Genomic DNA, 23,474 nt, shown 5'->3' on the forward strand with positions numbered 1-23,474 from the left:
GACCGCGTATTATCCCTTTTCGTCCGCCCTTTGTTAACCCCTGATGGGGTTATTTGTGGCTAAAACATATCCACCGGATCGACATCCACGGACCAGCGGACTTTGCGGGTATCCGGGTCATCTTCTGCTTCTCTGATAATATTGTGTAGCTGTTGGTGCAGGTTTTTGCGATCGCGGCACTGTAACACCAGCTGGGCGCGAAACAGTCCGGCCCGCTTTTCCATTGGCGAGGGCAGAGGGCCCAGCCACTGAATTCCCTGGGGCTGGAGAATATCCGACTCCAGCCGATTCCTGAGTGTGCCGAGGAAGCGCTCAGCCACTCCCGGATGGCTGGCCTCAGCCCGGAACATGGCGCAATGTATTGAGGGCGGCAGGTAGGCTGCGATACGCTGCCCCAGTTCCTGTTCAGCAAATGCCTGGTAGCCTTCAGTGACCAGGCTGGTAATGGTCGGATGGTCTGCATGGTGGGTTTGCATCACGACTTTCCCCGGATGGTCGGCTCTGCCCGCTCTGCCCGCAACCTGTAGTATCAGCTGAGCGGTGCGCTCCATCCCCCTGAAATCGGCGCTGAACAGGCCGCTATCGGCATTCAGAATGGCCACCAGAGTCACTTTAGGAAAGTGATGTCCCTTTGCCAGCATCTGGGTGCCAATCAGAATGCAGGGCAGGCCCTGATGAACCCGGTCCATAATCTGCTGCATGGCGTTTTTGCGCTGTGTCGTGTCACGGTCAACCCGGATTACAGGGACGCTGGGGAAGAGTTTCTGCAGGGCCTCCTCGGTGCGCTCAGTGCCGGCGCCGACGGGTTTCAGTTCGGTGCTGCCACAGCTGTCGCATTTGATCGGCACGGGGCGCTGGCTATCGCAGTGGTGGCAGTGCAGATGGAATGGTTTTCTGTGCAGGGTCATATGCGCATCACAGCGCTTGCAGTCTGCCAGCCAGCCGCAGTCGTGGCACATCAGGGTGGGCGCGAAACCACGACGGTTAAGAAAGATCAGCACCTGAGTGCCCTGCTGCAGGTGGTGTCTGATCTGCGCAACCAGCGGTGCCGATAACCCATCCTGCAGCGGCTGCTGACGGATATCCAGTAGTTCAAACTCAGGTGCGCGAGCATTACCGGCGCGCTGATTCAGCTTTAGCCAGTGATAGCGCCCCTGTTGCGCGTTATAGAGGCTCTCTATTGCGGGAGTTGCTGTGCCCAGTACAACCGGAATCTGTTCAACGTTAGCGCGCATAACAGCCAGATCCCGGGCGTTATAGCGAAACCCATCCTGTTGCTTGAATGAGGTGTCATGCTCTTCGTCGATAAAGATCACCCCGGGGCTTTTAAGGGGGGTGAAGATGGCCGAGCGGGTACCAATAATAATGCGGGCCGTGCCTTCACGGGCCTGAAGCCAGGCATCGAGTCGCTGACGATCGGTCAGGTTGGAGTGCAACACCACCACTGGCAGGTTAAAACGAGCCTTGAAGCGGGCTACGGTCTGCGGCGTCAGGCCGATCTCGGGTACCAGAATCAGCGCCTGTTTGCCCTGACGGATAAAATGTTCTATCGCCTGCAGGTAAACTTCGGTTTTGCCTGATCCGGTCACTCCCTGTAACAGAAAGGATTTAAAGCCTGGGGTGGCGGTGATGGCGTTAACCGCCTGCTGTTGTTCTGTGTTTAGTGTTAGTGGTGCTTCATGGAGTGGCTGATCGCTGTGGTGGTGATGGTCGGTGTTGTGAATAAAAGACTCGGCCAGGCCTTTGTCGGCCAGTTTCTTCAGTAGTGGGGTTTGCCCGCCTTCAGCCCGTATGGCATCTTCGCTGATGCCGTTGGGGTGTTCCAGTAGCAGGAGCAACAGCTCCCGCTGCCGTGCCGCAGTTTTACCCAGTTGAGCGATATCTGCGCCTGGTGTTGATCGCCACAGATGCTGGTGGGCATATTCACAGGGGTCTCCTTTACGTAGCAGCACCGGCAGAGCCTGGCTCAGAGCGTCGCCCAGCGGGTGTTGATAGTAGTTAGCCGCCCAGCGTGCCAGTTTTAGTATCGATTCTGGCATCGGTGGGGTTGTATCGAGCACGGCAATCGCGGGCTTGAGCTTATCCGGTGGGACTTCGCTGTGTTGTGTCACATTGATCAGAATCCCGGTGACTTCCCGCCGCCCGAACGGCACTTTTACCCGCACGCCGGGGCTGAGCTGCTCTGGCGAGCACCCGGCTGGTGGCCGATAATCAAATAGTCGGCGCAGAGGGGAGGGAATGGCGAGCTGCAGATAAGACATTAAAGGGAAGATCCACATCAGGAACAGATGTGACAGTGTATGTCTTTTTGTTTTCGCTGTTAACCTGTGGCTGTTTTCGTCTTGGTCTTGCGAAATGCTTGCTGGGGGTAAAAACTGTGCGTATAATGCCCGGCCTTAATCCTATAGGCTTTATTGCCTGCATGCGGTGCCCGGCAAAAGATCGGGTGGCGGCATACAAAACAACTGAGGTTTCAGATGAAAAAAGATATCCATCCAGAATACTCCGAGATCAGCGCAAGCTGTTCTTGTGGCAACGTTGTTAAGACGCGTTCAACTGTTTGTAAAGACATCCACATCGATGTTTGCAGCCAGTGCCACCCGTTCTATACCGGCAAGCAGAAAGATGCGACTACCGGTGGTCGTGTTGATCGCTTCAACAAGCGTTTTGGCGGACGTGGTCTTAAGAAGTAAACGATTCCGTATTGTGAAAAAAGGCACCCTTTGGGGTGCCTTTTTTGTCTCTGGTCAATTCAGACTGATTTATATAAAACTTTAGCATAACTGGTTAGATCCTCTGGTTTTGCAGAGTAATTCTTTTGTAAATTCTGCTTACTCCCTCAAAAGTAGTAGAAAATACACTGAATATCGTGAAAATTTCAGAGATATGGGCTGTTTTTGCGGTTGAGCGCGAAGGATCTTTTCTATATGATTCGAGCTCCGAATTTTTATAACTAAGTTGGAACCGCGACCATGTCTGAAGATATGAAACAAGCTGCACTCGATTATCACGAGTTTCCTCGCCCGGGTAAGATCAGTGTTGAGCTGACTACTTCTGCTGAGTCTGCCCGCGATCTGGCGCTGGCTTACAGCCCGGGTGTTGCTGAGCCTGTACGTGCCATTGCAGAAAACCCTGATAACGCTTATCGCTATACTGCTAAAGGCAACCTGGTAGCCGTCATCAGTAACGGTACTGCTATTCTGGGTCTTGGCGATCTGGGGCCTTTGGCGTCCAAGCCTGTTATGGAAGGTAAAGCGCTGCTGTTTAAGCGGTTCGCCGGAATTGATTCTGTCGATATCGAAGTTGATTCTGAAAGCCCTCAGGCTCTGATCGACACCGTTGCCCGTATCGCAGATACCTTTGGTGGTATCAATCTGGAAGATATCAAGGCGCCGGAGTGTTTTGAAGTAGAACGCGCCCTGATTGAACGTTGCAATATCCCGGTATTCCATGATGATCAGCACGGCACCGCGATCGTAACGGCTGCTGGTATGATCAACGCTCTGGAGATCGCCGGTAAGACGCTTGAAGAAGCGCAGATTGTTTGTCTTGGTGCAGGTGCTGCGGCGCATGCTTGTATGAAGCTGTTGGTGAATATGGGTGCCAAGGTCGAGAATATCTTTATGATTGACCGTACCGGTGTTATCCACTCTGGTCGTGAAAACCTGACCCCGGAGAAAGCGGCATTCGCTTCAGAGACCGATAAGCGTACGCTGGATGATGCGATTGATGGCGCCGATGTGTTTGTTGGTCTGTCTGGTCCCAACCTGCTGAGTGCTGAGCAATTGGCGAAAATGGCGCCAACACCGGTTGTGTTTGCCTGTGCTAACCCTGATCCGGAAATCAAGCCTGAGCTGGCTCACTCTGTTCGTGATGATGTCATCATGGCAACCGGTCGTTCAGATTACCCTAACCAGGTCAATAACGTACTGGGCTTCCCTTTCATCTTCCGTGGCGCACTGGATGTTCGTGCTTCTGCTATCAATGAAGAGATGAAAGCTGCCGCTGTACGTGCTCTGGCGGATCTGGCTAAAGAGCCTGTTCCTCAGGAAGTTCTGGATGCATACGAGCTGGGTTCTCTGGAGTTCGGCCCTCAGTATATTATTCCTAAACCAACCGACTCCCGTCTGCTGGGTGTTGTGTCTCAGGCGGTTGCTCAGGCGGCTATCGATTCAGGCGTTGCCCGTCTGCCGTTGCCTGCTCACTACCCGCTGACAACCGTTGCGGCTTTGCTGAATCGGTAAGTCGATACGATAATTAAAAAAAACCAAACCCGGCATGCCGGGTTTTTTTGTGTCTGACGACTGGGATTTTTATTCAGGAAAAGGAAGAACCGTTGCCTGGCTGGAGCCAGGGCGGCTGCGGTTTCTTGACTCAGAATATTTCTTCGGTTCGGGTTGTGCCCGTGGCATTTGTGAGTGCTGGATTGTGGGCAATCTCTTTCGGTACGCTGTCCTCGGGAAATATTTCGAAAATGGCATCTTCCTGGCCGGGGTATGCCAGCAGGCCTGTTTTGGGGTCGATTCTGATGCTGACCAGTCCCTCAGGCTGAGCGATGGGCAGATCAGGGCTGTTGGCCAGGGCCGTTTCCATAAATTCAATCCAGACTGGTAATGCTGCGGTTCCGCCGAATTCGCTACGCCCCAGGGTTGATGGCTGATCAAAACCGACCCAGGCGGTTGCCACCACATCTTTGTTAAAGCCTGAAAACCATGCATCTTTCTGATCGTTAGTGGTTCCGGTTTTGCCTGCCAGATCTGAGCGTTGCAGCACCCGGGCACGGCGTCCGGTACCCCGGGCGATAACATCCTGCATGATGCTGTAGATCATGTAGGCGGTCTGCGGCTGCATAATCCGGTTTGCCACCGGTAGACTGGTAGTCTGTTGTCCGGCTGGCTGGCTGGTGGGAAGCTCCTCCTGGTTGGTCTGCGGGGGGGTGTCCGGGGTTGATGCCGGGGTGATGATGGCGTTGCCTGTGGTGGCTGCCTGCTGCTCTATACGTTTTAACACCGCTGGCGGAGCGGAAGGGTTAGCGATGTAGGTGCATTCCGGGCAGACGGTTGCTGGTTGTGCCTGATAAAGAATATTGCCTTCTGAATCTTCCACTCTGTCGATAAAGTAGGGGCTGACTTTAAAGCCCTGGTTGGCCAGACCGGCATAGCCTGTCACCAGTTCGAGTGGGGTTATGTCTGCACTACCCAGTGATAGGGAAAGATTGTTGGGTAGTCGGTCTTTATCAAAGCCAAAGCGGCTGAGAAATTCAGTCGCAGTATCGATGCCGATTGAACGAAGGATGCGGATAGATACCAGGTTTCTGGATTTGTAGAGCGCTTCGCGCAAACGGGTTGGGCCGTAGAACTTTTTGCTGTAGTTTTCCGGTCTCCAGTTTGATTCCAGGTTGTTGTCATGGAACACTACGGGAGCATCATTGATAAGGGTCGCGGGTGTGTAGCCCTGTTCCAGCGCTGAGGCGTAAATGAAAGGCTTGAAGTTTGAGCCAGGCTGGCGTCTTGCCTGGGTAGCCCGGTTGAACTTGTTGTGGTTAAAGTTGAATCCGCCAACCAGTGCTCTGATGGCGCCATTTTGGGGTGACAGGGCGGTCAGCGCGCCCTCTACCCGTGGGATCTGGGTCAGGCGCCAGTTGTTTTCGCTGTCTAATCGTACTCTGATCAGGTCGCCGGGGGAGAATAGATCCGCTGCCTGTTCAGGTTTTCGTCCCCGGCTGTTGGGGCCTTTATAGGGCTGCGCCCACTCCATATTGTCCCAGCTTAGGGTGGCGGGGCCGTGATCTTTGATGAAGAGTCGTGCCTGTTGCTGATCTGTGCTGATCACAATAGCCGGCTGCAGAGAGCCGTAGGTGCGCTGCTGTTCCAGGAATGCGGTGATGTTTTCTTCAGTGAGTGGAGTGACTGCTGCCGGTTTTTCCGGGCCAAAATAACCGTGTCGCTCAGTGTAGGCGATCAGACCATCCTCTACGGATTGATTGGCTGCCGCCTGCATGGTGCTGTTTAGCGTGGTGTAAACTCTGAAGCCGTTGGTGTATAAACTCTCGTCAAAGTATTGATATAGCTCATTGCGAACCATTTCAGCAACATAGGGAGCGTATAGTTCAATCTGGGTGCCATGATATTCTGCGCTGATGGGTTCATTTCTGGCGGTTTCATAGTCCTCGTCGTTAATAAAGCTGAGGCTGTGCATCCGTTTCAGGATCCAGTTGCGGCGTTCCAGTGCGCGGCTGGGATTGGTGATCGGGTTGTATGCAGACGGTGCTTTGGGGAGGCCGGCAATCATGGCGACCTGGGCCAGACTGAGTTGATCGATATCTTTGCCGTAGTAGATGTTGGCAGCAGCCTGGATGCCGTAGGAGCGGTGTCCCAGGTAGATCTTGTTGATGTATAACTCAAAAATCTCCTCTTTGGTCAGCTCCTGTTCGATCCGGAGTGAGAGTAGTATCTCATTGAATTTACGAACAAAAGAGCGTTCCCGGGTGAGAAAGTAGTTTTTCGCAACCTGCATGGTGATGGTGCTGCCACCGCTCTGGATATGGCCGGTACTTGCCAGCTGAAAGACAGCGCGGAACAGGCCTTTGATGTCGATGCCGATGTGTTCGAAAAAGTTCCGGTCTTCGGCAGCCAGCAGGGCATTGATGTAGTTCTGGGGGATCTGATTAAAACTGATCGGTGTACGGCGCTTTTCGCCAAATTCAGAGATCAGCTTATCGTCCTCAGAGTAGATTCTGAGGGGGGTTTGCAGCTGAACGTCTCGCAGGGTTTCGACATCGGGAAGTTTGGGCGCATAGTAAAAATACGCCGCGGCCAATGCCAGGCAGCCAACAAAGCAGCCCAGTATGGTGAGTTTTAGGCCGATCTTGAGTAACGATGTCAATATTTTCATGTTAAGTTATTTAAAGTTAAGTTTTTTGTTGCCGAGTTATTATATCTGTAAGAAAGTGTCAGCCACTAGTGAAACAGTGGTTTAATTTTTGATGAAACCGCGCTAGAGTCAATAACGCTCGGTTTATGCGGGATTTTTTAAGGATAATTTACTGTGCTTAGCTTTCTTAGCAAACAGGAAAAAGGATGGGTCGGCATAGATATCGGCTCCTCTTCAATTAAAATGGTGGCACTTTCAAAGCGCGGGAAGGGACTTCGTCTTGACTCATACGCGATTGTGCCTTTGCCTTCATCTGCCGTTATAGAGAGCAGTATTCAGGATATCGGTCAGGTATCTGAGGCTGTTGAGAAGGGGTTGAAAATATGTGGCGGCGGGCTGACGACCTGTGTTGCTGCAGTGCCCTCTTCCGCTGTAATTGCTAAGACCATCCAACTGAGTAACGCGTTCACCGAGTTTGAACTTGAAGAACAGGTTAAGCTTGAAGCGGATCGCTTTATTCCCTATCCCCTGAATGAGATAGCCCTCGATTTTGAGGTGCTTGGTCCATCGGAGAGCAGTCCGGAGCTCAATGATATTCTGCTGGTTGCCTGTCGTCGTGATGATGTGGAAATGCGTGAAGACGCGATTAACAGCAGCGGGTTGAAGTGTGAAGTTGTTGATGTCGACCGTTTTGCCACTGAGCGGGTTGTGGGGTTGCTGGATAATGCGGCGGATACAACCGATCAGCTTATCGGGCTGGTTGATATCGGCGCATCTACCCTTACTCTCAATGTATTCAAAAACGGTAAGATCGTTTATGACCGTGAACAGGCGTTTGGTGGTAACGATCTGAGCAATATTATTCATCAGCAGTCGGGACTGGAAGCGGGAGAGGTTGAACATCTCCTGCGTAGCGGGGAACTGTCTGAGGAGCTGAAACAGAGTGTGGTGCTGCCCTTCCGAAGCACTGTTTCGCAGCAGGTTTCACGGTCGTTGCAGTTTTTCTACTCCTCTGGTCCGCACAATGAACTGAGTAAACTCTATATTCTCGGGGGGACCGCGGCGATTGATGGGTTGGCTGAACAGATGCAGGCCGAGGTCGGTGTGGCTGTTGAGGTTGCTAATCCATTTGTGGGTATGGATCTGGACTCGAAAATCAATGCAGGCCGGCTGAGTCAGGATGCTCCAACCCTGGTAAAAGCCTGTGGTCTGGCGTTACGAAGCTTTGAAGGGTAGCGACTATGGCAAAGATAAATTTAAGGGCCTGGCGCGAAGAGCTGTCTGCTGAGAGGCAAAAACAGTTTATTGTGAATCTGGTGGCCGCTGCATTTCTTGCTGCCATGGTGGTATTTCTGATCGGTTTTTATATCGATATGCAAACAGACCGGCAAAAAACGCGGAATAACTTTTTGCGCAGCGAAATTGCACAGCTGGACAAGCAGTTGGCGGACATTAAAGAGCTAAAACAGCAACGTGCCCGTCTCATCGCCCGTCTGAATGCGATTCAGGAGCTTCAGGGGACCCGTCCCCTGATTGTCAGAAGCTTTGATGAGATGGTTCGGGTGCTGCCTGATGGTGTCTATTATCAGTCCCTGAGCCGTAAAGGCGATACCATTAATCTGGCTGGGCGGGCTGAGAAAAGTGACGATGTTTCGAGTCTGATGCGGCATATTTATGCCAGTATCTGGTTTGGTGAGCCGAACCTGTCTACCGTGGCGAATGATGGCAATATGAAGAAATTCAACCTGACTGTTCCGGTATTGAAACCCTCGCTGGAAGAGGTGAACTGATATGGCAATGGATGCATTGAAAAACAGTTTTAAAGGGTTTGATGCCGATAACCTTGACTTCAATATGGCGGGCAACTGGCCAATAGGGGTGAAAGTGATCACCTATCTGCTGGTTTTTTCGCTGGTCGTTGGCGCTGGTGTCTATTTATACATCACTGATAAAGAGAAAAATCTGGCCCGTGAAGTTAGCCAGGAGAGCGGTCTTAAGCAGCAGATCTCGGTGAAGACAACTCAGGTAGCCAGCCTGGATCAGCTCCGCGAACAGATGAAAGATGTTCAGGGGCGTTTTTCCGAACTGCTAAAACAGCTGCCGACCGAGAAAGAGGTACCTGGTCTGCTGGAGGATATCACCGAAATTGGTCGTTCAAGCGGTCTGAATATCCAGTCGATCACACTGGGTGGGGAGATAAGAAATGAGATATTTATTGAGCTTCCGATCAACATAAAGGTGAGTGGTACCTATCACCAGATGGGTCAGTTTGTCAGCGGCGTTGCCGCAATCCCCCGGATTGTGACCCTGCATGACTACAGTATAACTCCTGCTGGAGGCCAGCTGGATATGACAATTAGTGCAAAGACTTATCGCTATGATGATACCAAGTAAACTTTTGCGTTTCCTGATTCTTACTCCCTTTTTTCTCGGCGGTTGCGTCTGGATTGAGGATGTCAGTGATCTGCGCAGCTTTGTTGCGCAGGAGAAGCAGAAAAAGATTATAAAGGTGGAGCCGCTGCCGGAATTTAAGCCCTATCATAGCTTTGTCTATGAGGGTGCCAGTATGCGGAGCCCTTTCAAACCGCTGGTTTCTATCGCTGCACTGGATACCGGAGATGAGGTTGCTACGCCAGGCGATAACGGCATAAAACCCGATATGGATCGGGAGAAGAGCTATCTCGAAACCTTTTCGCTGGATAATCTTTCCATGGTTGGCACCATTAATATGAGTGCGGATGGCTCACGCTGGGCGCTGATTAAGGATAAGAAGGGCGAAGTGCACCGGGTTTCTGTCGGTGATTATATGGGGCTGGATTACGGCAAAGTGGTTGCTGTTAACAGTGATAATGTTGAGCTTATTGAGATTGTTACAAACGGCCGGGGTGGTTGGATGCGACGGCCCCGTAGCGTGGTGATGGATTGATGACGATGATGGTGAATACTGTGAATAAGAATATTCAGGCGGGTAAACTGACGTACTCCGCACTCGCTAAGATGGCGGGAATAGTCATCGGGCTGTGGATGCTGGCTTTCAATGCGATCGCTGCAGATGCAAAGCTTATGGCGTCCTCCTTTGTTGCGCTTCCCGATAATAAGCTTGAGGTTCGCTTCGATTTTGACGTGCCCCCCTCGCTGCCTAAATCCTATATGACTAACAGTCCGGCGCGCCTGGTGCTGGATATGTGGGGCGTTGAAAATACACAGGATACCCGGTTGCTGACCGTTGAGAGTGGTAATGTCGATAAGATCAACTTCGCTCAGGTTGACGGCCGGCTGCGGGTTGTTGTCGATCTGTTTGAAGCATCTGCCTTTGAAACCCGCACCGATGGCAACAGTCTGTTTCTGACGGTAGGTGACCGCGGAATGGCTAAACAGGAAGTGGCCAAAGTCAGCAAGAGCGTCACTGCAGACTCTAGTGCTAAGCCCGTTGTATCGGATAAGACCCGGGTTAAAGGTGTTGATTTTGAACGGACTCCGGAAGGGGCCGGACGGGTGGTTGTTTCTCTGTCAGACGACCGGGCTGGTGTGGATGTTATCGAGGAAGGCAATAACGTTGTTGTCAACCTGTTAGGGGTTGACCTCTCTGCCAGTATGCAGAATCGCATCGATGTTCAGGATTTTGCCACCCCGGTGATGTTTATCGACTCGATGGCCAGTGGTGAGAATGTCTCCATTCTGATTAAGCCATCTCCCGAACCCTATGATTATATGGTGTATCAGACCAACAATCAGTTGGTTGTGGATTTGAAACCTATCACTCAGGCTGAGCTGGATAAGATTGAAGAGACCCGTTTCCCCTATCAGGGAGAGCGGATCGATCTGGACTTCCAGAATGTCGAGGTACGTTCCGTACTGCAGATTCTTGCCGAAGTCGCGGAAATGAATCTGGTTGTCAGCGACAACGTGAATGGTAACATCACGCTACGGTTGAAGAATGTCCCCTGGGATCAGGCGTTGGATCTGATTCTGAATACCAATAAGCTGGATAAGCGTGAAATGGGCAATGTGCTGCTGATCGGTACAGCAGAAGAGATTGCTGAACGCGAGCGGGTTGAATTGGAAAGCAGCAAACAGGTTGAAGAGCTTGCTCCCCTGCGCACCGAGTTTATTCAGGTGGATTTCCGGAAAGCCTCCGATATGGTGTCCCGCCTGAATGAGGCGAAGCTTATCTCTGAGCGGGGTTTCCTGCTCGCGGATGATGAAACCAATGTGCTGATGGTGCGTGAAACGGAAAAACGGATAGAAGAGATCCGCTCAACCCTGCGCCGCTTTGATACCGAGGTTGCGCAGGTGCTGATTGAAGCGCGTCTGGTAACCGCGAATACCACTGTGTCGAAAGATCTGGGTATTAAGTGGGGGCTGGGGTATGGTGATGCTGATTCGTCGGGCAATGCGATCTCTATCGGTAGTTCAATATCAGGTGTCTCCTCTCCCGGTGCGGTGCCAAGTGGTCTGATGGTTGATCTTGGTGCCAATGTTTCCTCGCCCGCTTCCGTTGCCATCGGGCTTGCTTCTAACAGTGCGCTGTTACAGCTAGAGTTATCCGCCTTGGAATCTGATGGTCGGATTGAGGTGATCTCCCAGCCCAAGGTTGTCACCACCAATGGTAAAGCTGCACTCATTGAATCTGGTAGAGAGATTCCTTACCAGACGGTTGAGGACGGCGATGTCAAGGTTGAGTTTAAAGATGTGGTGCTCTCACTGGAGGTAACGCCGCGGATCAACCCGGGCGATCGGATCGCTATGGATCTGGTCATTAAGAAAGACTCCGTTGGTGAGACCCTGTCGAACGGAGATATCAGTATTATCAAAAACCTGTTAGAAACCTCGGTTGTGGTGCCTGATGGGCAGACAATTGTGCTCGGTGGTGTGTTTGAAAATGAAACACAGAATACCGTTAATAAAACACCGCTGCTGGGTGATCTGCCGGTGCTTGGTGGATTGTTCCGAAATAAATCGGAGTCTAATATCAAGTCTGAACTGCTGATTTTTATCACGCCTAAGCTGGTACGCGAGTCTCTGTCAAAGCAGTAAGGTTGTTGTATTGAACATATTTTTAATTGGCCCTATGGGTGCTGGAAAGAGCACCATAGGGCGTCTTCTTTCTCATGAGCTGAAACTGAGGTTTGTCGATTCAGATAAAGTTATTGAAGAGCGGGCAGGTGCCGATATTCCCTGGATCTTTGATGTTGAGGGTGAAGTGGGGTTTCGCGACCGGGAAGCGCATATTATCGATCAGCTGAGTGCGGAGGATAATCTGGTGCTGGCGACCGGAGGCGGAGCTGTATTGCGCCCGGAAAATCGTTCAAATCTGCAAGGTAGAGGTACGGTAGTCTATCTGCAAGCATCTGTCGCACAACAGCTGGAGCGTACCGCGCGGGATAAAAACCGGCCTTTGCTGCAAACCCCCGATCCTGAGGCGGTGCTGAATACGCTGATGGAACAGCGTCACCCTCTCTATCTGCAAGTGGCCGATATTGTTATTGATACCGAACGCCGTAACCCTAAAGCTGTGGTTACTGATATAATGACGGAGCTTCGCGCACAGCAAATAGTTAAATAGAGATAAGCCCGCCATGCAAATCCTGAATGTCGATCTTGGTGATCGTTCCTACCCTATCTTTATCGGAACCGACCTGTTTCACCCGGACAACCTGACCCCATATGTCAAGGGAAATCAGGTGTTAATCGTTAGTAATGAAACGGTCGCTCCTCTTTATCTGGAACCATTAAAAGCTGTTTTGCCCGCGGTGCAGATCGATGATGTGATTCTGCCGGATGGGGAGAAGTTTAAAACGCTGGCGCAGCTGAATGCGGTGTTTGATCGTCTGCTGGAATGCCGCCATAACCGCACTACTACGCTGATCGCCTTAGGCGGCGGGGTCATTGGTGATATGACCGGTTTTGCCGCAGCTTGTTACCAGCGAGGGGTTAACTTCATCCAGATTCCCACTACTCTGCTTTCCCAGGTTGACTCTTCAGTGGGAGGGAAAACCGGAGTGAACCACCCCTTAGGAAAAAATATGATTGGCGCGTTTCATCAGCCGCAGGTGGTTCTGGCCAGCGTTGATGTACTGCAAACGCTTCCTGATCGTGAGTTGTCGGCCGGACTGGCCGAAGTGATCAAGTATGGCCTGGTTTATGATGAGGGTTTTCTTGGCTGGCTTGAATCGAATATGTCAGGCCTGATCGGGCGAGATGCATCACTGCTGAGTTATGCAATCTATCGCTCCTGTGAATTGAAGGCGGAGGTTGTCGCTCAGGATGAGAAAGAGTCCGGTGTGCGGGCGTTACTCAATCTTGGGCATACGTTTGGGCACGCAATTGAGTCATGTCAGGGCTATGGGAACTGGCTTCATGGTGAAGCTGTGGCAGTTGGAACGGTGATGGCTGCAGACCTGTCTCAGCGACTGGGATGGATCAGTAGCGATGATTATCAGCGGGTTGTACAGATCATGCAGGCAGCAAAGCTTCCGGTGGCCGCGCCGCAGGGAATGACACCGGAAGAATTCATGGCGCTGATGTCTGTTGATAAAAAGGTTGTCGACGGGCAGTTGCGTTTGATTTTGTTAAAAGCGCTGGGGAAGGCTGTGGTGACTGACCAGTTTGATCCGGCAGCATTGCAGCAAACCTTAACCCGCTTCGCAGCATAAAGGGGCTTACCGATGGCAGATCTTAAAGGGAATGGTGTTGACGCGCTGGCAGATGCGTTTGCCAGTGCAGAGCAGCGTAAGAGTTTCTTTTTTGAGCCATCTTCCCGATTGCAGCTGTTGGAAAAGCTTGAGCACCTGAGTCGCTTCAGTGATTTTCTGCTGCTGGTCACCGGCCCGGAGGGTGCCGGAAAAACAACCCTGATTCGACAACTGCAGGCGGCGGAGAGTGATCGAACGCTACGGCTTTGTTCCCTGGATGGCAGCAAAACCCCAGGTTTGAATGGTGTGCTGGTCGCCCTGAGCGAACAGCTGAGCCCCGAGCTGGATACTCAGGCTGATAACCAGCAGATGTTGAATGCCATTTACCGCTTTGCTCAGGTGATGGCCGTTGAGCATATTCAATGGGTTATCATTATAGATAATGCTGATCAGCTGGAAAATCCGGTTGTTCAGCTATTGCTTCAGATGCTCAGCGAGGCGCAGGGACTTCCGGTTAAACCGCACCTGTTAATGGCCGCCGGAGATGGTTTTCATGGACGCCTGCAGGGGTTTGATGAGTATGAACTGCTCGAGTCTCAGGTGCATCAACTGGTGCTGGAGCCGTTGACTACAACAGAAGCTAAAAGTTATCTGCTACAACGATATAGTGCAGCGGCTTCCCTGACTGAAAAACAGCTAGAGGCCGTTTATGATGCTTCCGGTGGCTACCCGGGCTCGCTCAATCAACAGGCGGAGCTACTGTTCCGCTCTGGTTCAGTCAAGAAGACTACCGAATCAACAGGGTTCTCCCGCGTGCACCTTGTCAGTGTTGCCGCCATTTTACTGCTCGTACTACTGGGTGGGTTGTGGCAGTACTGGCCAGAAAGTGACGCCGGAACGACCCGTACGCAGGTACAGATTCAGGTGCCGATAGAGTCGGGGCCGGTGATTGCTGCAAATGAAAGTCCGGTCGCTGAGGTTAAGGTCAATCAGACTGATAATAACCAATCACCTGGCTCTGATTCATTACCCCTTTTAGCGCAAAGTGATTCACGGGAGAAGATGTCACCCGTCCCGCAAACCGCTGATCGGGATACCGTCGAAACAGCAGAAACCAGTGTACCGTCCGGGGAGCCTGCTGCAGGCAGGGTGTCAGAGAGCGTAAATACCGGGCAGTCCGTGACTAAAACGCCTGGCTCCAGTGCCCCTGAAGCTAAGCCTGTCGATAAGCCGGTTGTTGCTGTCGCGGATAAGCCTGTGGTCGCCCCTATTGCACCTGCAGCAAAAAAGGTTAAAGTAATAGAGCCTGAACCTGTGGTTAAGAAAGCGCCGGTTAAGGCAGCAGTGGCTGACAACAATCAGCTGACTGAAGCGGAGCAAACCCTGATGGGCTGGCCTGCCAGTGGCTATACATTGCAAATGCTGGGCGCTGGAATGCGCAAAAGTGCAGAAGCGTTTATCCGTGAACAGGCAGAACCTCAGAAGTTTTATATGTTTCAGACCCGCTACAAGGGTAACCCCTGGTTTGTGGTTGTCTATGGACAATATAAAGACCGGGATGCCGCCCATGCTGCCAGTGCATCACTACCTTCAGCGCTTGCCAGACTGAAGCCCTGGGCGAGGACAATTCAGGGGATTCAGGCGGATCTGGCAGCCAGAAAATAGTATTTTTTTGTATCGTCTGCGCAAACAAAAAAATTTTCTGTATTGCTTATAATTTGTCCTTCATACCCTCGCTGTGTAAAATACCTGTCCCTTTTTCTCTGCATACACAACTGTGGCTGAAATTTGGTGGATGTAATATATTGATAATTAAGAACTTTTTGGTGGGATTCGTTTATGAGCATAGGTCTGTATCGCCCTGGTGAGTTCAAAGACAACTGTGGTTTTGGCCTGATGGCCCATATGCAAGGTGAACCAAGCCACAATGTATTGTTGAAGGCGATTGAAGCACTTGCATGTATGACCCACCGTGGTGGGATCGCAGCTGATGGCAAAACCGGTGACGGCTGCGGATTACTGATGCAGAAGCCGGATGCATTTCTGCGTGCGGCCGCAAAAAGCGATCTGGGTGTCGAGCTGGGTGACCGTTATGCCGTGGGTATGGTGTTTCTGTCAAAAGAGCCGGCCCTGGCGGCGGCTGCGCGTGAGGTGTTGAATAATGAACTGGTGGCGCAAGGACTGAATGTCGCAGGTTGGCGGGTTGTGCCGACAGATCCGGGTTGTCTTGGACCGATAGCAAAGGATACTCTGCCGCAGATTGAGCAGGTGTTTGTGACAACCGATAAAGCGGATCGTGAATTTGCGGTCAGTCTCTACACTGCCCGTCGCAAGGCCGAGATTGCCCTGAGCACAGATGAGGATTTTTATATCTGCAGTCTGTCGGACAAAGTTATCTCCTATAAGGGACTGACAATGCCGGTGGATCTGCCGGTGTTCTATCAGGATCTGAGCGATGAGCGTCTGGAAACCGCTATCTGTACCTATCATCAACGGTTTTCTACCAATACCGCTCCACGCTGGCCGCTGGCTCAGCCATTCCGGCTTCTGGCGCACAATGGTGAGATCAATACCATTGAGGGCAACCGTAACTGGTCCCGCGCCCGCTCCAGCAAGTTTGCGACTGAACTGCTGCCGAATGTCGATGAGCTTCAGCCGATTGTGAATACCACCGGTTCGGATTCGTCCAGCATGGATAATATGCTGGAGTTCCTGCTGATCGGGGGGATGGACCTGTATCGTGCAGCACGGATGATCGTGCCTCCTGCCTGGCAGAATGTCGATACCATGGATGCTGAACTGCGGGCCTTCTATGACTATAACTCAATGCATATGGAGCCCTGGGATGGCCCTGCCGGGATGGTAATGACCGATGGCCGTTTCGCTGTTTGTATGCTGGACCGGAACGGTCTGCGCCCATCCCGCTGGGTGATGACCAAAGATGGTCTGATCTGTACCGCATCTGAGATCGGTGTATTCGATTATAAGCCCGAGGATGTCGTATCTCAGGGCCGTGTCGGTCCGGGGCAGATTCTGTCTATCGATACCCAGACTGGTGAAGTACTACACACCGCTGATGTTGATGACCGTCTGAAAAAAGCGCAACCCTATAAAAAGTGGATGCGTGAGAATGCCCTGCCTCTTGAGCAGACAATGAATCTCACCGAGGAGTCTCAGTCTTTCTGCGAGATGACCCCGGAAGAGGTCAAAACGCATATGAAGATGTTCCAGGTCACCTATGAAGAGCGTGATCAGGTATTGCGTCCGCTGGGTGAAACTGCCATGGAAGCCGTTGGCTCCATGGGTGACGATAAGCCGATGGCGGTGTTGTCATCAAAAGTGCGTTCGGTTTTTGATTATTTCCGTCAGCAGTTCGCTCAGGTCACCAATCCGCCAATCGACCCGTTACGTGAAGCGATTGTGATGTCGCTGGAAACCTGTATTGGTGCCGAACGTAACGTCTTTGAAGAGACGCCTGAACATGCCCGCCGGGTTATCCTTACCTCACCGGTATTGTCGGCCAGTAAATTTCTGCGGCTGAAAAACAATACTGTTGAAGGTTTTGGCGTTGCCCAGATCGATCTGAATTATGATCCTGCCGTTATGGATCTGAAAGCAGCGATTGAATCGGTGGCTGATCAGGCCGAACAGCTGGTTCGTTCCGGTAAAGTACTTATTATTCTGTCTGATTTCGCGATTGCACCTGGGCGGCTGCCGATTCATGCAGCGATGGCGACGGGTGCAGTGCATCACCGCCTGATCAATACCCGCCTGCGTGCAGATGCCAATATCATTGTCGAATCCGGCACGGTGCGCGATCCTCACCAGTTTGCCGTGCTGTTTGGTTTTGGCGCTACCGCAGTCTATCCATACCTGGCCTACCGGGTGCTGACCGATCTGTGCGCCACCGGCGAAATGCAGATGAACTGGCTCGACAGTCACGAGAACTATCGTAAGGGTATCAAGAAAGGTCTGATGAAGATCCTGTCGAAGATGGGTATCTCTACGATCGCCTCCTATCGTGGTGCACAGCTGTTTGAAGCGGTGGGTATCAGCTCTGATGTGGTTGATCTCTGTTTCCCCGGTGTTGCCAGTCGCATTGAAGGTGCTGACTTCAGTGATTTCCAGAAAGACCAGCAGGCCTTGTCTGAAGAAGCCTGGGTGGCCCGTAAGAAGATTCAGCAGGGGGGCTTGTTAAAGTATATCCATGGCGGTGAGTATCATGCCTACAACCCGGATGTAATTCGTACAATCCATGCTGCTGTTCGTAGTGGTGATCAGGCTGATTATCAGGCGTATGCTGATCTGGTGAATAAGCGCGGCGTGGCAACGCTGCGTGACCTGATGGGGCTGAGAAAAGATATTAAAGCGATCCCGCTGAGCGAAGTCGAGCCGGCAGAGAATCTGTTCCCCCGTTTTGACTCCGCTGCCATGTCGCTGGGGGCTCTGTCGCCTGAAGCGCACGAATGTCTGGCGATGGCGATGAATGAACTCGGTGGTCGCTCAAACTCCGGTGAGGGCGGTGAAGATCCGGCCCGTCACGGCACCAACAAGCGCTCCAAGATCAAGCAGGTGGCTTCCGGTCGTTTCGGGGTAACACCTGAATACCTGATCAATGCCGATGTGATGCAGATTAAGGTCGCTCAGGGGGCTAAGCCGGGCGAGGGTGGTCAGTTGCCCGGGGGTAAGGTGAACAGCCTGATCGCCCGTTTGCGTTACTCCGTACCCGGTGTAACCCTGATCTCACCTCCGCCGCACCATGATATCTATTCGATTGAGGATCTGGCACAGCTGATTTTCGATCTTAAGCAGGTAAACCCTGAAGGTCTGGTGTCGGTGAAACTGGTATCCCGCCCAGGGGTTGGTACGATCGCCTGTGGTGTTGCCAAGGCCTATGCCGACCTGATTACCATATCCGGTTATGATGGCGGTACCGCTGCGAGCCCATTGACGTCGGTGCATTATGCCGGCTCTCCCTGGGAGCTGGGTCTGGCTGATGCCCATCAGTCACTGCGGGGCAACCATCTGCGTGGCAAGATTCGTCTGCAGACTGACGGTGGTCTGAAAACCGGTCTGGATGTGGTTAAAGCAGCGATTCTGGGAGCAGAAAGCTTTGGCTTCGGTACTATGCCGATGGTAGCGGTAGGCTGTAAGTACCTGCGAATCTGTCACCTGAATAACTGCGCCACCGGTGTGGCGACTCAGAACGATGAACTGCGGGATAAGTATTACCGTGGCACCGTTGAGATGGTTAAAAATTACTTCCGTTTCGTTGCAGAAGAGACCCGTCAGTGGATGGCTTCTGTTGGCGTGCGTACGCTGGAAGAGCTGGTGGGGCGGGTTGACCTGCTGGAACTGCTGGACGGTAGTACTGCCAAGCATGGTAAGCTGGATCTGTCGCCGCTGGTGTCTGATGCGGGTATTCCGGCAGAGTATCCACAGACCTGTCAGGTCGCGCATAACGACCCTTATGATACCGGTGCGTTGAATAGCCGGATGCTGGAGCTGGCTAAGCAGGCGATTGCCGAGAAATCGGGTGGTGTCTTTGATCTGCCAATCACCAACTGTGACCGTTCGGTGGGTGCCCGTACTTCGGGGGCCATCGCCAGGGTTTATGGCAATCTGGGGATGTCGGATGCACCGCTTCGCTTTAACTTTAGCGGCCATGCCGGACAGAGCTTTGGTGTCTGGAACGCCGGTGGTCAGGAGCTTTACCTGAAAGGTGATGCCAACGATTACGTAGGTAAGGGTATGGCCGGCGGTAAGATCGTTATCAGCCAGCCGGATGTGGTCACCTATGCCAGTAATGAAACCGCTATTATCGGTAATACCTGTCTCTATGGGGCTACCGGAGGGACGCTGTATGCTGCAGGTTGTGCAGGTGAGCGTTTTGCGGTGCGAAACTCAGGGTGTCACGCTGTTATCGAAGGTGCCGGTGATCACTGTTGTGAATATATGACCGGTGGTCTGATTACCGTACTGGGTCAGACGGGCTACAACTTCGGTGCAGGTATGACCGGCGGCTTCGCTTACGTGCTGGATATGGATAACACCTTTGTTGATAAGTACAACCATGAGCTGGTGGATATCCATCGGGTCGCTCCGCAGCATATGGAAGAGTACAAAAATCACCTGCGCTCTGTAATTATCGGTTTTGTGAAAGAGACCGGTAGTGACTGGGGTCAGCAGATTGTTGAAAACTTCGATGACTATATTGGTCGTTTCTGGCTGGTTAAGCCGAAAGCCGCCAGTCTGGGGGCGCTGCTGACTGATATGCGCTCCCGTCCGGAGTAATGGGTTCATCGAACAGGTGTTTAGTTATAGCTGTGTCTGCCTGCGGGCAGGCACCATTAGGCGGGGTGGAGAATGTCTGAACGTCTGAAGAATGATTTTCAGTTTCTGGAAGTAGAACGTCAGGGACCAAATAAGATAGCAGCAGATATCCGTAAGAAGGAGTTTGCTGAGATCTATGAGCCGTTTAAGTCGGAAGATGCGTCCGAACAGGCGCACCGTTGTCTTGAATGTGGTAATCCATACTGTGAATGGAAGTGTCCGGTACACAACTATATTCCTAACTGGCTTAAGCTGGTGTCTGAAGGCAACATTATTGAAGCGGCAGAGCTGAGCCATCAAACCAATTCATTGCCCGAAGTGTGTGGCCGTGTCTGTCCTCAGGACCGTCTGTGTGAAGGCGCCTGTACACTGAATGACGAGTTTGGCGCGGTCACCATAGGTTCGGTTGAGAAATATATCACCGATACCGCTTTTGCCATGGGCTGGCGTCCGGATATGAGCAAAGTGCCGGTGACGGACAAAAAAGTTGCGGTGATTGGTGCCGGTCCTGCGGGCCTGGCAGCAGCGGATATTCTGGTGCGTAACGGAGTTAAACCGGTAGTCTTTGACCGTCACCCGGAGATTGGCGGCTTGCTGACCTTTGGTATTCCTGAGTTCAAGCTGGATAAAGACGTGATGGTCCGTCGTCGTGAAATATTCACGGAGATGGGGGTTGAGTTCCGTCTGAATACCAACGTCGGTAAAGATATTCAGATGCAGGAACTGCTGGATCAGTATGATGCTGTTTTCCTGGGGATGGGAACCTATACCTATATGAAGGGCGGCTTCCCCGGTGAAGAGCTGGATGGCGTCTACGATGCGCTGCCGTTCCTGATCTCCAACGTCAATCGTTGTCTGGGGTTTGAAAAAGATGTTGCCGATTATATCGGCGTTGAGGGCAAAAACGTTGTAGTGCTGGGTGGTGGTGACACTGCGATGGACTGCAACCGTACCTCAATCCGTCAGGGAGCCAGCAGCGTAACCTGCGCTTATCGCCGGGATGAAGCCAATATGCCGGGATCAAAACGTGAAGTGGAGAACGCCCGTGAAGAGGGCGTGCAGTTCATGTTCAACCGTCAGCCCGTAGAGGTTGTTGGTGATGCCGGTAAGGTGACCGGAGTTAAAGTGGTGACTACACAGATGGGCGAGCCAGATGAAAATGGCCGTCGTCGTCCCGAAGTGGTTGCCGGCAGTGAGGAGGTTTTGCCTGCTGATGCGGTTCTGGTGGCGTTTGGTTTCCGTCCAAGCCCATCGCCCTGGTTTGCTGAGTTTGGAATCGAATTGGAACAGGATGGCCGGATAAAAACCTCAGGCGATAAAACCTTTGCCTTCCAGACCAGCAACGAGAAAGTGTTTGCCGGTGGTGATATGGTAAGAGGGTCTGATCTGGTGGTGACGGCCATTGATGAAGGCCGTAAGGCCGCAGAAGGCATTCTGGATTACCTCAAAGTGTAAACATCTGCATCTCTTGAAAAGGTCGCCTCAGGCGGCCTTTTTTGTTTATGTCATTCAGATCAGTGAAGATGCAGCAGTTGTTCGCTCCCGCCGCTAAAAACCTGTAAAATGCCCCCAGTTTTGAATCTGAGTCGAGAATATGTAATGGCTGAACTGAAGAATGATCGTTTTCTGCGTGCGCTGATGCGTGAGCCTGTCGATGTAACACCGGTATGGATGATGCGTCAGGCGGGCCGTTACCTGCCTGAATACCGCGCTACCCGCGCCCAGGCAGGCGATTTCATGAGCCTGTGTAAGAATAAGGAGCTGGCTTGTGAAGTGACTATTCAGCCACTGGAACGCTACGATCTGGATGCAGCCATTCTGTTTTCCGATATTCTGACCATTCCTGATGCGATGGGGCTGGGGTTATATTTCGAAGCGGGTGAGGGGCCTAAGTTCAAAAAGATTATCCGTACTGAAGCCGATGTCGATGCCCTGCCGGTGCCTGAGTCTGCCAGTGATCTTGATTATGTGATGGATGCGGTAAAAACGATCCGTGCAGAACTGAATGGCCGGGTGCCGCTGATCGGGTTCTCCGGCAGCCCCTGGACGCTGGCAACCTATATGGTTGAGGGCGGTTCCAGTAAAGATTTCCGCCATATCAAACAGATGATGTATGCCACCCCTGAGGTGTTGCATCAGCTACTGGACAAGCTGGCGCAGTCGGTGACCGATTATCTGAATCAGCAGATCCGTAGTGGTGCCCAGGCGGTACAGATCTTTGATACCTGGGGTGGCGCACTAAGCGGCCCGATGTATCAGGAGTTTTCGCTGAAATATATGCAGCAGATTGCTAATGGTCTGATTCGTGAGAATGAAGGGCGGAAGGTTCCACTGATTATGTTTACCAAAAACGGCGGCCAGTGGCTGGAAGCGATGGCTGAGTCCGGAGCCGATGCGCTGGGGCTGGACTGGACCACCAATATTGACGATGCCCGTGCCCGGGTTGGTGATAAAGTTGCCCTGCAGGGGAATATGGACCCTTCTGTGCTCTATGGTACGCCGGAGCGTATCCGTGCTGAGGTGGCCGATATTCTGGCCCGCTATGGTAGCGGTTCGGGACATGTATTCAATCTGGGTCATGGTATTCACCAGTTCGTCGACCCGGCGCAGCCGAAGTTCTTTGTTGATGCGGTACATGAGCTCAGCGCCCAGTACCACGTTTAATCAACATCAACAGTTTATAAAGAGGGCATGACGCCCTCTTTTGCTATGTAACAGAAAAATGAAACGACTGACGCAACTATTAGAAAGTAATCGCCAATGGGCCGATCAGATCAGCCGGGATGACCCGCTGTTTTTTGAAACGCTGGCGCATCAACAGGCTCCTGAATACCTCTGGATTGGCTGTTCCGACAGCCGGGTGCCTGCCAACGAGATTGTCGGGATGTTGCCGGGTGAGCTGTTTGTTCACCGCAATGTATCAAACCTGGTAATCCATACCGACATGAACTGTCTGTCGGTGATCCAGTATGCGGTTCAGGTGTTGGAAGTTAAGCATATTATGGTGGTGGGTCACTACGGCTGTGGCGGCGTTAAAGCGGCTCTGGAAAGTACACCGCATGGTCTGATCGACAACTGGCTGCGACAGATCCGTAAGGTTAATCAGAAGCACCGGGAGCTCCTGTCTGCCTGGGATCACTCCCATCAGCAATTGGACCGTCTGTGCGAGCTGAATGTCATCGAACAGGCCTTTAATGTCTGTGAAACCACTATCGTGCAGGACGCCTGGAGCCGGGGGCAGGACCTGACGGTGCATGGATGGATCTATGGTCTGAATGATGGACTGGTGAATGATCTTGAGTTCAACGCCTCTGATGCCGAAGAGGTGGAAGATCAGTATGCTCTGGCGATCAGTAAGATCGAAACGCTGCGGCAGCTGGCGAAAGCCTCAGAGAAGGGGCATAACGCCAGGACTTTGTGGGACCGTGTGCGTAAGGTTTTCAAATAAGTCTGTGGATCTGCTGCTGAGCAGCCGCTGAAACTAAAAAGCCTCGCAAATGCGAGGCTTCAGGCTGTTGATAAAGTCCTCGTCAAATGACGAGGATTTTTTATAATAGGCTCATGCTAAGAGAACGCCCCCCAACCCAGTCCGCCCTTGAGTTTGTTTGCATCGATGAACTTGTTCCTCAAGAC

16 protein-coding genes are annotated in these 23,474 nt (G+C 52.2%); 14 read left to right on the forward strand and 2 right to left on the reverse strand.

Features of this window, described 5'->3' with window-relative positions:
- Nucleotides 1–59: 59 nt before the first annotated feature.
- Entirely contained in the window at nt 60–2,261 is a 2,202-nt protein-coding gene (locus tag JW499_RS18510) for a primosomal protein N' (protein ID WP_205211980.1), read from the reverse strand.
- 216 nt (nt 2,262–2,477) lie between these two features.
- Here JW499_RS18510 and rpmE point away from each other — a divergent pair, with 216 nt between their 5' ends.
- Complete coding sequence (gene rpmE, locus JW499_RS18515) at nt 2,478–2,693, forward strand: 50S ribosomal protein L31 (protein WP_091354906.1); 216 nt, start codon at nt 2,478–2,480, stop codon at nt 2,691–2,693.
- A 279-nt stretch (nt 2,694–2,972) separates the two neighbouring features.
- Nucleotides 2,973–4,244 carry a malic enzyme-like NAD(P)-binding protein gene (locus JW499_RS18520; protein WP_205211981.1) on the forward strand — a complete coding sequence of 424 codons (1,272 nt, stop codon included), beginning with the start codon at nt 2,973–2,975 and terminating at the stop codon, nt 4,242–4,244.
- Nucleotides 4,245–4,374: 130 nt separating this feature from the next.
- Here JW499_RS18520 and JW499_RS18525 read toward each other — a convergent pair whose 3' ends face one another.
- Nucleotides 4,375–6,894 carry a penicillin-binding protein 1A gene (locus JW499_RS18525; protein WP_205211982.1) on the reverse strand — a complete coding sequence of 840 codons (2,520 nt, stop codon included), beginning with the start codon at nt 6,892–6,894 and terminating at the stop codon, nt 4,375–4,377.
- Nucleotides 6,895–7,047: 153 nt separating this feature from the next.
- Here JW499_RS18525 and pilM point away from each other — a divergent pair, with 153 nt between their 5' ends.
- The 12 genes from pilM to can all read left to right on the forward strand — a co-directional run bounded on the left by pilM (nt 7,048) and on the right by can (nt 23,289).
- On the forward strand, nt 7,048–8,109 hold the full coding sequence (gene pilM, locus JW499_RS18530; RefSeq protein ID WP_205211983.1) for a type IV pilus assembly protein PilM: 1,062 nt from the start codon (nt 7,048–7,050) through the stop codon (nt 8,107–8,109).
- Between the two features lie 5 nt (nt 8,110–8,114).
- Nucleotides 8,115–8,663, forward strand: a complete 549-nt coding sequence (locus JW499_RS18535) for a PilN domain-containing protein (RefSeq protein ID WP_205211984.1) — start codon at nt 8,115–8,117, stop codon at nt 8,661–8,663.
- 1 nt (nt 8,664) lies between these two features.
- Complete coding sequence (locus JW499_RS18540) at nt 8,665–9,267, forward strand: type IV pilus inner membrane component PilO (RefSeq protein WP_091354919.1); 603 nt, start codon at nt 8,665–8,667, stop codon at nt 9,265–9,267.
- A complete protein-coding gene (locus JW499_RS18545) occupies nt 9,251–9,799 on the forward strand; it encodes a pilus assembly protein PilP (protein WP_205211985.1) in 549 nt (182 codons plus the stop codon). Before JW499_RS18540 ends, JW499_RS18545 begins: the two co-directional genes overlap by 17 nt.
- Nucleotides 9,800–9,804: 5 nt before the next feature.
- Complete coding sequence (locus JW499_RS18550; protein WP_205211986.1) at nt 9,805–11,910, forward strand: type IV pilus secretin PilQ; 2,106 nt, start codon at nt 9,805–9,807, stop codon at nt 11,908–11,910.
- A 10-nt stretch (nt 11,911–11,920) separates the two neighbouring features.
- On the forward strand, nt 11,921–12,439 hold the full coding sequence (gene aroK / locus JW499_RS18555; RefSeq protein WP_269814590.1) for a shikimate kinase AroK: 519 nt from the start codon (nt 11,921–11,923) through the stop codon (nt 12,437–12,439).
- Between the two features lie 13 nt (nt 12,440–12,452).
- Nucleotides 12,453–13,529 carry a 3-dehydroquinate synthase gene (aroB, locus tag JW499_RS18560; RefSeq protein ID WP_205211987.1) on the forward strand — a complete coding sequence of 359 codons (1,077 nt, stop codon included), beginning with the start codon at nt 12,453–12,455 and terminating at the stop codon, nt 13,527–13,529.
- A gap of 12 nt (nt 13,530–13,541) precedes the next feature.
- Nucleotides 13,542–15,173, forward strand: coding sequence for an SPOR domain-containing protein (locus JW499_RS18565; RefSeq protein ID WP_205211988.1), 1,632 nt, complete (start codon nt 13,542–13,544; stop codon nt 15,171–15,173).
- A 174-nt stretch (nt 15,174–15,347) separates the two neighbouring features.
- Complete coding sequence (gene gltB / locus JW499_RS18570) at nt 15,348–19,802, forward strand: glutamate synthase large subunit (RefSeq protein WP_205211989.1); 4,455 nt, start codon at nt 15,348–15,350, stop codon at nt 19,800–19,802.
- Between the two features lie 72 nt (nt 19,803–19,874).
- Nucleotides 19,875–21,296: an FAD-dependent oxidoreductase gene (locus JW499_RS18575; RefSeq protein ID WP_205211990.1), complete on the forward strand. Its 1,422-nt coding sequence runs from the start codon at nt 19,875–19,877 to the stop codon at nt 21,294–21,296.
- 144 nt (nt 21,297–21,440) lie between these two features.
- On the forward strand, nt 21,441–22,505 hold the full coding sequence (hemE, locus tag JW499_RS18580; RefSeq protein ID WP_205211991.1) for a uroporphyrinogen decarboxylase: 1,065 nt from the start codon (nt 21,441–21,443) through the stop codon (nt 22,503–22,505).
- A gap of 58 nt (nt 22,506–22,563) precedes the next feature.
- Complete coding sequence (can, locus tag JW499_RS18585) at nt 22,564–23,289, forward strand: carbonate dehydratase (protein WP_205211992.1); 726 nt, start codon at nt 22,564–22,566, stop codon at nt 23,287–23,289.
- Nucleotides 23,290–23,474: the final 185 nt, after the last annotated feature.

The organism is Amphritea pacifica (assembly GCF_016924145.1).
Taxonomy (GTDB): Bacteria; Pseudomonadota; Gammaproteobacteria; order Pseudomonadales; family Balneatricaceae; genus Amphritea; species Amphritea pacifica.